This window comes from Pedobacter sp. GW822-FHT03F06 (assembly GCF_058801365.1).
The window spans coordinates 259,709-272,511 of record NZ_JBXANE010000006.1; the positions used below are offsets into that span (position 1 = coordinate 259,709).

Genomic DNA, 12,803 nt, shown 5'->3' on the forward strand with positions numbered 1-12,803 from the left:
CGGTTATTGTATTTAAAGTAATACGTTATTTCTTAAGAAGAGTAGGCTTAAAAATCATTCATTTTGAGCGTATTTCACAGTATTTCGCTAATGCAGTTTGACATATGTCAAAAAATCAACACCTTTTATACAACCTTATACACTTATTCTTACATTTGAATTGTCAATCGTCCCCGATAACTGATTTAATTATTTTTTTCATTTTTTTAAAAATTAATTATCTCAATGACAACACAACAACAAAAACAAGGAGAAATTCTTGAACGCTTAGTGCGCAGAGATCGCATGGGCATCAGTGAGCTTTCAAGGAAACTTAATGTAAGCCGCAGAACAATTTACAACTGGTTTGGTCAAGACAGAATTGGGCACGAAGTAATTTGGCAGGTAGGCAAGTTATTAGGTCAGGATCTTTCTTCGGCATTTCCGGAAGCTTTCCCTAAATACAATGCCGAATCCATCAATCAAACGGCAGATCCGGGTAAACAAATCGGTTCGGATAATAATTCTGTGTATTTCTGGATGAATAAATATATTCATCTGCTGGAAAAGTACAACGACCTGTTAATTACAGAAGAGCAGCAAGAGTTAGAGCCAATTGATAAGGAATTCCCCCTTAGAAATAAAAGATCTGATACATTTTTATATCAATAAAACTAAGTTTTTTGCCAATAGAAATAAGCTAAGTCATCCCGTTAGATTTTTCTTTTTATTTACATCTTACCGCTGGTCATCTCATTTTCCTATCTTCAACATTGTAATATTTTTAGGTATTAACATCAAGAGCTTTTTAAATTTCTAATTTGGTAATATCAATTTTAGAAATGAGCGTATGAGGACTACTTATCTGATTAGGTACTTTTTTATCACCAATAGCTTTATTCTTTGCTTTTTAGTTATTTCTTGTGCTGTTAAAGCACAGCAAAAATTAAATGTGGCAATAGCAGGGCTAACTCACGATCATGTTTATCTTATTATGAACAGTTACCAAAAAGCTGAAGTGAACATTATTGGCATTGCCGAAAGTAATCCTGAGCTGGTTAAAAGGTTTAAAAACCGCTATAAAATTCCCGATAGCCTATTTTATAAGAACCTTCCTGATTTATTAAAGAAAAAGAAACCTGATGTTGTTTTGGCATACAATGCCATAAGCGAACATTTGGCTGTAGTTGAAGCTGCCGCTCCCCTCGGCATATCGGTAATGGTAGAAAAACCGTTGGCGATAACAGTTAAACAGGCAGAAAGAATGGCTGCACTAGCTGCACAGTATAAAGTACACGTACTCACCAATTATGAAACTACCTGGTATGCGAGTAATCAGGAGCTTTATAAAGATGTAAAGGAAGCGAATACCATTGGTGCCTTGCGAAAAATAATTGTGCACGACGGCCATCAGGGACCAAAAGAAATTGGGGTAAGTGCTGAGTTTTTAAGCTGGTTAACTGATCCAAATCAGAACGGGGCAGGCGCATTGGTAGATTTTGGCTGTTATGGTGCCAATTTAATGACCTGGTTAATGGATGGAAAAGCCCCAATCTCGGTTAGCGCAGTTACCCATCAGATTAAAAAAGATGTTTATCCGAATGTTGATGACGATGCAACAATTTTATTGGAGTATCCATCAGCTACAGGAATTATCGAAGCATCATGGAATTGGCCCTTTAGCATAAAAGATATGGAAGTATTTGGTGTAAATGGATACATGCAGGCCATTAATGATAAAACGTTAAGGCTAAAGAATAATGGGAAGGACGACTATAAAATTTACCAGGCTAAGACATTGAAGCCAATTTATTCAAACCACTTAAGTTATCTATCTGCAGTTTTAAAAGGAGAAATTAATCCTGCAAATGATTTATCCTCGCTGCCGAATAATTTAATTGTGGTCAAAATTTTAGCGGCTGCGAAAAAATCAGCTCAAACGGGTAAAAAGGTGATTTTAAGATAGTTACTAAATAATAAAAATAGCCACCTGTGTGATGGCTATTGGTAAGAAGAATGGTGCCTTCTCTATGGTGTGCCTGCCCTCCGCGGATCTCCCGCTCACAGGACTTTTTTATCTTTCCTTTATGCTTAACAATTTAGGCAATAGTTGGTTTTGATCTGCAAAATAATTTTGCACATCGTGTGGAAAATGTTAATATCTCTACAGAATCGTGTATGATATTTACATAACGGAACAAAATACCACTATATGTAAAGTAGGTTTACGTAATTTTTTTATATAAAACATTTTACGGTGTATGGTGTTTGTGATTTGACTGCTCAGGAGCTTCTTAATTATCCTTATGTACAAGTTATCAAGCACTAAATCATGACCGAATTAAATAACGAACTTTTTTGTAATCTGGGGGATCGTTCTGCTGACGGGTATTTTATTTTCGATTACACGGCGCAAAATTTTTCATACCTCAATAAATCGATAAGTAAAATTTGGGAACTTGGCATTGATGAAATTATGGCCAAGCCACAGTTACTTTTTAAGCGGGTACACCCTGAAGATTCGGCACATGTAAAGTCCTGTTACAAGGAGTGCCTTGAAGATGGTACAGAGAAAAAATATGAATTCCGTTTACTATTTGTTGATAGAGAAAAGTATGTGCGGGTAACTGTGTTTGCTGTTGCCGATGGGGAAGTAAAGCGTTTAGTGGGTACAGTAGAAGATACCACGATAATGCGCCATAATAAAATCCATATTGAACAAATAAACGCCAGAAAAAATATCACCTTGGAAGTATTGGCGCACGATTTAAAAGAACCGCTGGCCATGATGAAATTAACTGCCTCATCTATGAAAAAAGGTGTTGCCCAAACAGGCGATGAGCAGATGATAAACTCGTTAGCGTTTATTCATGATATGTGTGAGCGTAACCTGCTTTTGGTACGGAGTATGATTAACCGGGAGTTTTTAAAATCATCGATAATAGAAATTGGCAAGGAGCGTGCCGATTTAGTCTGGGAACTTAGAGATGTGGTTCGTTTTTACAAACGATCAAAACTAGGCAAAATGAAGAATATTAAATTCACAAGTTCTGCCGAACAGATTTATCTGCACTTGGATAGTATGAAATTTATGCAGGTAATCAATAATCTAATCTCAAATTCAATAAAATTTACTGCCGATCATGGAAATATCACTTTACATGCCGAGGAACATGAAAGTACTGTTTTAATTACTGTAGCCGATAATGGGGTTGGAATTCCAGATGCCTTGCAGGCTGGGCTTTTTGATCATTTGCCCGAAACTTTAAGGCCAGGTTTAAAAGGCGAAGAATCGGGAGGATTTGGTATGGGCATAATCAAAGCAATTGTTGAGCTGCACCAAGGAAAAATCTGGTTTAAAAGCAAAATTGGTATCGGAACTACCTTCTATATTGAGCTGCCTAAGTAGCCTTTTTTAATTTTAAAACAGCGTAAGTTATATTTGAGTTATGATTAACATTATTCTTGCGGATGATCACCATATTATCCGAACCTCACTTAAAGCACTTATAGAAAAACACGAAGGCATCAAGGTTGTTGCAGAAGTATCAGACGGTTTAGCGGTTTTGGATCTTTTGGAAAAGGGAATAAAAGCTGATATCATTTTATCAGATATTGTAATGCCCAGGCTCGATGGAATAGCTTTAGCCAGTACCATTAGGGAGCGGGGATACGATATAAAAGTTGTTGTTTTGTCTATTTTAGATGATGAAAAGTATGCGTCAAATGCCTTTACATCAGGTGCTTTTGCTTACCTGTCAAAAGATATCGAAGAAGATGAATTGCTGTTTTGCTTAAAGCATGTAATGAAGGGAAAACGGTATCTTTCCTCTAATTTATGCATCTCCATTTTAGAGCGTTTTAATACCCAGTTAAACATGCTTTCGCAAAAAATGAATACTGAAATCAACTTTTCTGAACGCGAAATTAATGTATTAAAACTCATTGCAGATGGGTTGACCAACCAAGAGATAGCAGACAAATTGTACCTAAGCAGGCGGACAGTAGAGAGCCAGAGAGAAGCGTTGATCAGTAAAACCGGCACAAAAAACTCTGCTTCTTTAGTTCGTTTTGCTATGCGAAATGGTTATGTAGCTTAGTATTTTTTGATCGTTTTAGGGCATTTTTTCAACGTTTTAAATAAACCGTAAAAAATCGGGTATTTCTACAAATAACATTGCAAGGTACTGTTTGTTGAATATTTACATCATACCTAAAACGAATCATGGAAACATTAAATTTCAATTGTGACATATACCAATACAGACAACCACTTTTTGATCGTGCATTAGCCTATACGCGTGATGAAGACGATGCAGCTGATTTAGTTCAAGATACCTTTATGAAGGCATTTAGGTTTTCGGCTAAGTTTGAAATGGGAAGTAATGTGCGCGCCTGGCTTTTTACAATTCTAAAAAATACCTTTCTTAATCACTATTATAAGGTAAAACGGAAAAATGAAATGATCCAGCAGGAAGAGGATTTAACTTCCATCCAACTGGTTCCAAGCGCATCATCTAACGGTGGTACAGCAAAATTTATGATGGAGGACATCCAAAAATCATTAAATGCCTTGCCAGAAGATTGTCGTTTTTGTTTTTGCCGTTATTTTGAAGGTTATAAATATCATGAAATTGCTGCTGAGCTCGATATCCCTTTGGGTACTGTTAAAACCAAAATACATGTAGCGAGAGGACTTTTAAAAAAGATGCTTAAAAATTATAAATCTGGTTTGGCTGCCTAATTTTCTCCTCATTTATTCGGTAAATTCAGGTATAAATACGTCATGTGGGCTAATTAACTTAAATTAGATTTGTTGCATATGAGCAACATGCTAGTTAAAAAAATCTTCATAGTTGATGATGATGAGAACATCCACGACATTATAAATTTAATTTTTGAGGGAGAGCATTACCTGGTTAAAGGCGTTTTAAGCGCCGATGATCTGGAAGATGCAATCGCTGATTTTCTGCCAGATGTTATTTTATTGGATATCCGTATTGGTAAACATGATGGTCGGGATATTTGCAATAAATTAAAACACAATCGTAAAACAGCTCATTTGCCCATTATATTGCTTTCGGCTGTAAACATGGAAAATTTAGGCTGCTCACCAACTGCCATCATTGAAAAACCTTTTGATATTATGGATCTCCAACAGATAGTGAAAACATTGTTGGATAAAAATTGAAGATCATTTGAGCAAAAAAAGGGATAGACTAAACAGCCTATCCCTATATCTAAACTCAAACATGCGCTCAAACATGAATGAATCTCCAAAATTAAACATTTTAGTTTATTATTAGTTTTAAAAAGCGGTGTAAATAGTTAAAGATTACATATTAGAAGGATTGTTGAGCCACTCTTAGTTTTAAGATCTGAAATACTTAGTTTCATTTTTGAGTTTTATTGCGGAGATTTATAAAATGAAATTATCATGATTTTCCAAAATTATACTCTGATCAATCATGATTGCTTCATCACCATTAAAACATATTGATACAGATGAAAATAGCAACTTATAATGTAAACGGAATAAATGGGCGCTTACCTGTTCTTTTACGTTGGCTGGAAGAAACCCAACCCGATGTAGTTTGTTTACAGGAACTAAAGGCACCGCAAGAAAAGTTTCCCGAGCAGGCTATTAAAGATGTTGGTTATAATGCCATTTGGCATGGTCAAAAAAGTTGGAATGGCGTTGCTATACTGGCTCGAAACCTGGAAATAAAAGAGCTAAAACGAAATTTGGATGGCGATCCTGAAGATTTGCACAGCCGGTACATCGAAGCGATGGTGAATAATGTTATAATTGGTTGTCTTTACCTTCCGAACGGAAATCCGGCGCCAGGACCAAAATTCGAATATAAGTTACGATGGTTTGAACGTTTTACAGCCCACGCGGCAAAACTGTTAGAATATAACTTGCCAGTAGTTTTATGTGGTGATTATAATGTAATACCTACGGAGCTGGATGCTTATAAACCAGAACGTTGGGTTGAAGATGCTTTATTCCGTCCCGAAACCCGGTTGGCATTTCAAAATTTAATGGCGCAAGGCTGGACAGATGCGATCAGAAAATTATACCCTACAGAAACGATATATACCTTTTGGGATTATTTCAGGAATGCATATGGTAGAGATGCGGGATTAAGAATTGATCACTTTTTACTGAGTCCCCAAGTTAGTGATCGCTTAAAATCTGCAGGAGTAGACAAACAAGTGAGGGGCTGGGAAAAAACAAGCGATCACGGTCCGGTATGGATTGAACTAAACGAGGCTTAATATGATTAAGGCTTATTCTTTAAATCGGTTACATCTAAAATTGTTCCTATTAATTTTAAGCATTCGCCGTCCTGTTGCGATAGTATTCCATCGGCTTTTATCCACCTAATTTCTCCATCAGGCCGGCAAATTCTATATATTGTGTGGTAACTCTTTTTTTCTCGCGAAACCGTGAGTTCAATTTCGTCCTGAACGAGGTCAAGGTCTTCAGGTAGGATTAAGCCTAAAACTTTTTCATAACTTAAAACCTCATCTGGTGGACAGCCTAAGTTTTTCTTAAATGACCGGGTTGAACGGAGTATGCCAGTTGCGATACTCAACTCCCAAAAACCAAGGCCAACGTGGTCAAATACCACATCCCAATGATCATCGCAAATAATGGATAGATCAATATTTTTCTTATTTGGACTCATAAATAAAGGATAAACTATTTGGGGAAATTACATAAACAATGTAAAAATATTTTGAGCATTAATAAAAATAAACGTAGTGCCCAGGGATTTAAATAAAATGCGGAGCAAAAGGTAGGATGTTTAGCGTAGCTGCCCGAGCAGGTAAAAAAATAAGTCAAGCTTTAAAACTTGACTTATATGGGAATTAATTAATGCTGATTGGTATTTTTCGACTTTTCTATCAGTTCTTTTTGATCGCTTAAATCTTTATAATAGAAATAACCACCAAATCCTAAGATGAGGATGATATTACTTATTTTGAAACTATGATCCAGCCAGTAACTAAATGGTGGGATATTACCACTAAAACTCTGTTTAATGTTTGGCCAGGAGTTAAGAATGAAAATAATAACAATCATTAGCAAAACCTTTAGCAAGGTGCTGATGATGATTTTTTGGTGATTTACTTTTTTCATTATTTAAACTCTCTGAAATCCTGACCGTCTGTAATGTTCAACAAGCTTTCATAAATCAAGCTGATTACATTGTCAACATCCTCTTTGTGTACCATTTCTACGGTAGTATGCATATAGCGTAACGGCAGCGAAATTAATGCTGATGGTACGCCGCCATTCGAATAGGCAAAAGCATCGGTATCGGTTCCGGTAGAACGCGAAGATGCCTGGCGCTGGAAAGGAATATGGTTTTTTTCAGCCGTTTTAATTAATAATTTATTTAAATTGGTTTGAACAGCTGGTGCATACGAAACTACTGGACCTTTACCGGCCGATAAATCGCCCTGAATGTTTTTGTTGATCATTGGCGTAGTGGTATCGTGTGTTACATCGGTAATAATGGCCACATTTGGTTTAATGCGCTGGGCAATCATCTCGGCACCGCGTAAACCGATTTCTTCCTGCACAGAGTTTACAATATATAAGCCGAAAGGAAGTTTTTTCTTGTTCTCTTTTAATAAACGTGCTACTTCGGCAATCATAAAGCCGCCCACACGGTTATCTAAGGCACGGCCAACATAATAGCGGTCGTTCAAAACCATAAACTCATCTTCGTAGGTAATTACACAGCCTACGTGAATGCCCAATTTTTCTACTTCTTCTTTTGTAGTACAACCACAGTCTAAAAAGATATTTTTTAATTCTGGTGCCTGTTCCTTTTCGCCATGTCGGGTATGGATTGCCGGCCAACCGAATACCGCTTTAACCAAGCCCTTTTCAGTATGAATATTCACACGTTTTGATGGCGCAATCTGATGATCTGAACCGCCATTGCGGATTACATATATTAAACCATCTGCGGTAATATAATTTACATACCATGAAATTTCATCGGCATGTGCTTCTATAACTACTTTAAAAGCAGCTTTAGGGTTAATAACACCTACAGCAGTACCGTAGTTATCGATAAAATGTTCGTCGATATATGGTTTTAAATAGTTTAACCAAAGTTTTTGCCCTTCCCATTCGTAACCGGTAGGCGCAGGGTTATTGATGTATTCTTCTAGAAACTGCAGCGATTTTTTAGTTACCACAGCAACATGTTTTTTCTTTTCGTCGTCTTTTTTCTTAGCCATAATATTATTCTATAATTATTCGTCATCCTGAACTTGATTCAGGATCTGATTAATGAGATGCTGAACTAAATTCAGCATGACGGTTGGTAATTTAAAGTTCTTTTTCCATTACCACAAAATCGTAACCATCTTTAAAAAAGGTTTTATCTGTTTCATGGAAGCCAAATTTAAAATAAAATTCCTTAGCATTTACACGTGCATTGCACCATAGTTTTGTCGCTTTTTGAATTTTACAAAAATCAAGGATATAGGCCATTAGTTGCGAGCCATAACCTGCTTTTTGAGTATCGGGCAGGATAGCAAGCTTACGGAACTGATAAATATCCCCATCATGAAATAAAGAAACTACTCCCGTTAATTTATGATCGAGGTATAATCCAAAATGGATGCCGTCAAAATCATCGGGAAGTTTTACACTATCAAAAGGTAATTCTGGATACATAGCCTCATGCCTGATCCGCCAGGTTAGAGAAGGGAATATTTGCTCAATTTGAACCATAGTTATAATAAAAAGCTAAAGCCTATTCTACCATCAACACCATAATAGGTTTCATATTTATTGATGCGTATAGTTGGACCTAATGAGAGTTCAAAATTTGTTTTTTTACCAATACTTCGTTGGATGCCCCATTGAGGAGTGATTCCGATTTCAAAATCTATCACATTATATTGATTAATGTTGCCTTCTTTAAGCAAGGGAGAAAAATATGTAGCTACATCGAGACCAAAATAATTAGCCGCGTTATTAATGGTTTTTTTTCCTTTTTTTATTCTGTTTTCAAAATTGTAATATTTCCTGATTCCGGCGTACATGTTTGGTGAAAGATCAAAATAGGTTTTAGTGTCACTTCCACTGTTATAATTGTAATTATACTCTAACAAAAAGGTTCCTGCTATACCCGCACCTACGTAGGCTGTAGTTAGTTTTCCTATCTTTTGTTCTCTTTCATAATGCAAAGACAAGAGGTTCAGCCTTATTTTATTTAATGATTTTACTTCGGTTGGCTGCTCTACATTCGTACTGTCTTGAGCTTTTGCTTTACCGAAAATGGCCAGGCAAATAAGTAAGGCCGAAAATGTTTTGATTGCGTTTTTAGATTTCATGAAATTTTTATCGATTAGTTATTTGTTTTTTCTTCCGTAAAACTGATAAATTAAAATATTTAGAACGATTATACCCGTCATTCCATAACAGAATAATGCCCATCCGCCTTGGTCCCAAAGCCACAAACCCAAGGCTGAGCCGCAACTGGCACCAATAAAACTAACCGACATAAAAATGGTGTTCAGTCTGTTTCTTGCCTCTGGTATTAAGGTGTAAATTCGGGTCTGGTTGGTTACATGTATGGCTTGCTGGCCGATGTCTATAAGCACAATGCCAATTACAAATAGGTACAAATGGCTGCCAGTAAAATAAAACAAAGCGATACTAACGATTTGTAATATAAAACCAATCATTAAGTTCTTGCGTGGATTGTTGCCATCGCTTAACTTTCCAACTAACGGTGCCGCCAATGCACCCGCTGCGCCAGCAATTCCAAATAATCCAATCTGTAACGTTTGCAAATTAAAGGGCGGGTTAGCCAGAAACAATACCATTGTCGTCCAGAATGCGCTAATAATGGCGAAAGCCAGGAAGTTAATAATCGAAGTCTCCCTTAGGGCAGGTTGGGTTTTGATATAACTGAACATCGAACGCATGAGTTCTTTGTAGCTGCCTTTAAAAGCAGGATGACTTTGTGGAAAACGTTTGGCCATTAAAAGAATAAGCAGACCACAAATTCCGGCCGCGATATAATAAACGGCTCTCCAGCCTAACCAAAAACCAATGCTTCCGCTTACTGCTCTTGAGGCCAAAATCCCAACCAGTAAACCGCTCATAATCATGCCAATGTTGGCTCCCCGGTTCTCATCGGTACTTAAATTCGCTGCTAAGGGCAAAATCAGTTGGGGGACGATAGAACAGCCTCCGATCAAGACAGAAGCAACTTCTAATACAAAGAAGGTATGCGAAACAGCAGCAATCAGCAGCGCCAGAATGGCCAGGCCGGTAATCACAAGAATCTGTTTTTTACGCTCAAACATATCTCCCAGTGGTACCAAAAGAAAAAGACCCAGGGCATAGCCAATTTGCGTGAGGTAGGTGATTTTTCCTGCATCGGTTTCGGTGAGGTTAAAATCTTTCGCAATTAAGATCACCAGCGGTTGACAGTAATAAATATTTGCAACAATTAGGCCGGTGCAAAAAGCCATGAGGAGGATATCGGCGCGTGATAATTTCTGAGTAATCTGCATTTAGTCTTAAGTCGGAAGTCCTCAGCCATGAATCTTAATGTTATGGATTGATACAAACCTAACTATTGACCAATGACTGTGGATTATTTTCTACAAAGGTATATTTCCATGTTTCTTTCTCGGATTATTCACCACCTTATTTTCCAACATCTTAAAGGCTTTTATCAACTTTGTACGGGTTTGCGCTGGTTCAATCACCTCATCAACAAAGCCGCGTTCGGCCGCACGATAAGGATTAGCAAAGATGTCTGAATATAATTTTTCTTTCTCCAGCCATTTTTCTTCAGGGTTTTCTGCTGAAGTAATTTCTCTTTTAAAAATAATTTCTGCGGCGCCTTTTGCACCCATTACAGCAATTTCTGCACTAGGCCAGGCGTAGTTCATATCTGCACCAATATGTTTGCTGTTCATCACATCATACGCGCCACCATAAGCTTTTCTGGTAATTACAGTAATGCGCGGTACAGTAGCCTCGCTAAAAGCGTACAATAATTTTGCCCCATTGGTGATAATACCATTCCACTCTTGATCTGTACCTGGTAAAAATCCCGGAACATCTTCAAATACCAATAATGGGATATTAAAGCAGTCGCAAAAGCGCACAAAACGTGCCGCTTTGGTAGAAGAGTTGCTATCTAAAACACCTGCTAAATAAGCGGGCTGATTGGCTACAATCCCAATGCTTCTTCCTGCAAGACGGGCAAAGCCTACCACAATATTTTCAGCATAAGCCGCATGCACTTCTAAAAAGCTGCCGGCATCGGTCACGGCAGAAATCACTTCGCGTATATCATAAGGCTGCGAAGCATTTTCTGGCATAAACGTATTTAATTCTGGTCGGCTTTCATCAGCTGTTTCGTAGGGTAAATGATCGGCTATTTCCTCACAATTTTGCGGCATATAGCTCAGTAATTTCTTTACATGGTTAATCGCCTCAATTTCATTGGCACAGGCAAAATGGGTAACGCCCGATTTTGTAGCATGTGTACTGGCACCCCCTAATTCTTCTGAGGTTACTTCTTCGTGTGTTACCGTTTTAACTACATTTGGGCCAGTAACAAACATATAAGAAGTATTTTCTACCATCAAAATAAAATCGGTAATGGCTGGCGAATATACAGCTCCACCTGCGCATGGCCCCATAATGGCCGATAGCTGCGGAATTACGCCAGAGGCCTGTACATTTTTATAAAAGATATCGGCATAGCCGCCCAAAGAAACAACCCCTTCCTGAATACGGGCACCGCCACTATCATTTAAACCGATCAGTGGTGCACCATTTTTCATGGCCATATCCATAAGCTTGCAAATTTTCTCGGCATGAGTTTCAGAGAGTGAGCCTCCAAACACGGTGAAATCCTGAGAGAATACATAGGTTAACCTGCCATTAATTGTTCCATAGCCCGTTACTACACCATCGCCAAGATATTTTTCGCGTTCCATGCCAAAGTCAGTACTTCGGTGGGTAACCATCATACCAATTTCTTCGAAGCTCCCTTCGTCCATTAAAAAATGAATGCGCTCGCGGGCCGTAAGTTTACCTTTTTTATGCTGACTGTCGATTCGTGCCTGCCCGCCACCAAGGTTGGCCTGGTTGATTTTATCTTTGAGTAATGCTATTTTTTTATCCATTGCTGAAGCTATGAGATTTTAAAATTAAAAATTACTAACGGTAATGCAAGGCCAACGGAATGTTATTTTATCCCAGCCCAACAGGTGATGTTGAGTAATGCAGATGGCGGGCTAGAGTTGCGATCGTCATGCTGAATTTATTTTACAAGTAGAAATAGTGTTTTCAATTGCCTTGTAGCTACTACGTGGTCAGCATCTTTCTGCCCATTAAGACCCTGAAATAAATTCAGGGTGACGATAAAATACAAAAATGTCTAAAGATTATACAGGTTAGGGCTCGCTTTTTGGTACGAGTTCCGATGAAGGATCGGAAGCGCTTCCCGACAACCGGGTTTATTTAACCTGGGCTGGTGCTTTGAAAACAAACCGCTGTTAAATAAACCCGACAGGAGCGAACACATAGTGCAACGAAGTAAAGCGGATGGCGGGGCTACAGCACCTATGAAATACTAACCTTTCATTTCCAAATAAAAAATAATAATATTTAATAGGAAACGAATGGTTCTGGGCTTTTGGCAGGTTAGGTCCCGCTTTTTGGTACGAGTTCCGATGAAGGATCGGAAGCTCTTCCCGACAATCGGGTTTATTTAACCTGGGCTGGTGCAAGAAACCCAAGCCTTTCATCCGCCTAT

At 38.0% G+C, this 12,803-nt stretch carries 14 protein-coding genes; 7 read left to right on the forward strand and 7 right to left on the reverse strand.

Annotated features, from left to right (window positions below; translation table 11 throughout):
* Window positions 1–225 precede the first annotated feature (225 nt).
* The 7 genes from AC1RJ8_RS12650 to xth all read left to right on the forward strand — a co-directional run bounded on the left by AC1RJ8_RS12650 (window position 226) and on the right by xth (window position 6,261).
* Window positions 226–651 (forward strand): helix-turn-helix domain-containing protein, encoded by a 426-nt coding sequence (locus AC1RJ8_RS12650; protein ID WP_492954052.1) that lies wholly within the window; start codon window positions 226–228, stop codon window positions 649–651.
* Between the two features lie 178 nt (window positions 652–829).
* Window positions 830–1,945, forward strand: a complete 1,116-nt coding sequence (locus AC1RJ8_RS12655; protein ID WP_492954051.1) for a Gfo/Idh/MocA family protein — start codon at window positions 830–832, stop codon at window positions 1,943–1,945.
* Between the two features lie 366 nt (window positions 1,946–2,311).
* On the forward strand, window positions 2,312–3,388 hold the full coding sequence (locus AC1RJ8_RS12660) for a PAS domain-containing sensor histidine kinase (protein ID WP_492954050.1): 1,077 nt from the start codon (window positions 2,312–2,314) through the stop codon (window positions 3,386–3,388).
* A gap of 40 nt (window positions 3,389–3,428) precedes the next feature.
* Entirely contained in the window at window positions 3,429–4,079 is a 651-nt protein-coding gene (locus tag AC1RJ8_RS12665) for a response regulator (RefSeq protein WP_492954049.1), read from the forward strand.
* A 125-nt stretch (window positions 4,080–4,204) separates the two neighbouring features.
* Complete coding sequence (locus tag AC1RJ8_RS12670) at window positions 4,205–4,723, forward strand: RNA polymerase sigma factor (RefSeq protein WP_492954048.1); 519 nt, start codon at window positions 4,205–4,207, stop codon at window positions 4,721–4,723.
* A gap of 78 nt (window positions 4,724–4,801) precedes the next feature.
* Entirely contained in the window at window positions 4,802–5,170 is a 369-nt protein-coding gene (locus AC1RJ8_RS12675) for a response regulator (protein ID WP_492954047.1), read from the forward strand.
* A 314-nt stretch (window positions 5,171–5,484) separates the two neighbouring features.
* Entirely contained in the window at window positions 5,485–6,261 is a 777-nt protein-coding gene (gene xth, locus AC1RJ8_RS12680) for an exodeoxyribonuclease III (protein ID WP_492954046.1), read from the forward strand.
* 5 nt (window positions 6,262–6,266) lie between these two features.
* Here xth and AC1RJ8_RS12685 read toward each other — a convergent pair whose 3' ends face one another.
* The 7 genes from AC1RJ8_RS12685 to AC1RJ8_RS12715 form a co-directional block, all read right to left on the reverse strand.
* On the reverse strand, window positions 6,267–6,674 hold the full coding sequence (locus AC1RJ8_RS12685; protein WP_492954045.1) for a PAS domain-containing protein: 408 nt from the start codon (window positions 6,672–6,674) through the stop codon (window positions 6,267–6,269).
* Window positions 6,675–6,862: 188 nt separating this feature from the next.
* Window positions 6,863–7,129 carry a hypothetical protein gene (locus AC1RJ8_RS12690; RefSeq protein ID WP_492954044.1) on the reverse strand — a complete coding sequence of 89 codons (267 nt, stop codon included), beginning with the start codon at window positions 7,127–7,129 and terminating at the stop codon, window positions 6,863–6,865.
* Window positions 7,129–8,244: a M42 family metallopeptidase gene (locus tag AC1RJ8_RS12695; RefSeq protein ID WP_057932128.1), complete on the reverse strand. Its 1,116-nt coding sequence runs from the start codon at window positions 8,242–8,244 to the stop codon at window positions 7,129–7,131. Before AC1RJ8_RS12695 ends, AC1RJ8_RS12690 begins: the two co-directional genes overlap by 1 nt.
* Before the next feature lie 91 nt (window positions 8,245–8,335).
* Entirely contained in the window at window positions 8,336–8,743 is a 408-nt protein-coding gene (locus AC1RJ8_RS12700; protein WP_492954043.1) for a GNAT family N-acetyltransferase, read from the reverse strand.
* Between the two features lie 2 nt (window positions 8,744–8,745).
* Entirely contained in the window at window positions 8,746–9,348 is a 603-nt protein-coding gene (locus tag AC1RJ8_RS12705; protein WP_492954042.1) for a hypothetical protein, read from the reverse strand.
* Window positions 9,349–9,366: 18 nt separating this feature from the next.
* The gene (locus tag AC1RJ8_RS12710; protein ID WP_492954041.1) at window positions 9,367–10,539 is read right to left on the reverse strand and encodes an MFS transporter; all 1,173 of its coding nucleotides are present in this window, start codon (window positions 10,537–10,539) and stop codon (window positions 9,367–9,369) included.
* Between the two features lie 90 nt (window positions 10,540–10,629).
* The gene (locus AC1RJ8_RS12715; protein WP_492954040.1) at window positions 10,630–12,171 is read right to left on the reverse strand and encodes an acyl-CoA carboxylase subunit beta; all 1,542 of its coding nucleotides are present in this window, start codon (window positions 12,169–12,171) and stop codon (window positions 10,630–10,632) included.
* Between the last annotated feature and the right edge of the window lie 632 nt (window positions 12,172–12,803).

What these genes read in the sequence shown, in the direction of transcription:
- AC1RJ8_RS12650 (WP_492954052.1), top strand. Translation starts at nt 226, where the DNA reads ATGACAACACAACAACAAAAACAAGGAGAAATTCTTGAACGCTTAGTG.
- AC1RJ8_RS12655 (WP_492954051.1), top strand. Translation starts at nt 830, where the DNA reads ATGAGGACTACTTATCTGATTAGGTACTTTTTTATCACCAATAGCTTT.
- AC1RJ8_RS12660 (WP_492954050.1), top strand. Translation starts at nt 2,312, where the DNA reads ATGACCGAATTAAATAACGAACTTTTTTGTAATCTGGGGGATCGTTCT.
- AC1RJ8_RS12665 (WP_492954049.1), top strand. Translation starts at nt 3,429, where the DNA reads ATGATTAACATTATTCTTGCGGATGATCACCATATTATCCGAACCTCA.
- AC1RJ8_RS12670 (WP_492954048.1), top strand. Translation starts at nt 4,205, where the DNA reads ATGGAAACATTAAATTTCAATTGTGACATATACCAATACAGACAACCA.
- AC1RJ8_RS12675 (WP_492954047.1), top strand. Translation starts at nt 4,802, where the DNA reads ATGAGCAACATGCTAGTTAAAAAAATCTTCATAGTTGATGATGATGAG.
- xth (WP_492954046.1), top strand. Translation starts at nt 5,485, where the DNA reads ATGAAAATAGCAACTTATAATGTAAACGGAATAAATGGGCGCTTACCT.
- AC1RJ8_RS12685 (WP_492954045.1), bottom strand. Translation starts at nt 6,674, where the DNA reads ATGAGTCCAAATAAGAAAAATATTGATCTATCCATTATTTGCGATGAT.
- AC1RJ8_RS12690 (WP_492954044.1), bottom strand. Translation starts at nt 7,129, where the DNA reads ATGAAAAAAGTAAATCACCAAAAAATCATCATCAGCACCTTGCTAAAG.
- AC1RJ8_RS12695 (WP_057932128.1), bottom strand. Translation starts at nt 8,244, where the DNA reads ATGGCTAAGAAAAAAGACGACGAAAAGAAAAAACATGTTGCTGTGGTA.
- AC1RJ8_RS12700 (WP_492954043.1), bottom strand. Translation starts at nt 8,743, where the DNA reads ATGGTTCAAATTGAGCAAATATTCCCTTCTCTAACCTGGCGGATCAGG.
- AC1RJ8_RS12705 (WP_492954042.1), bottom strand. Translation starts at nt 9,348, where the DNA reads ATGAAATCTAAAAACGCAATCAAAACATTTTCGGCCTTACTTATTTGC.
- AC1RJ8_RS12710 (WP_492954041.1), bottom strand. Translation starts at nt 10,539, where the DNA reads ATGCAGATTACTCAGAAATTATCACGCGCCGATATCCTCCTCATGGCT.
- AC1RJ8_RS12715 (WP_492954040.1), bottom strand. Translation starts at nt 12,171, where the DNA reads ATGGATAAAAAAATAGCATTACTCAAAGATAAAATCAACCAGGCCAAC.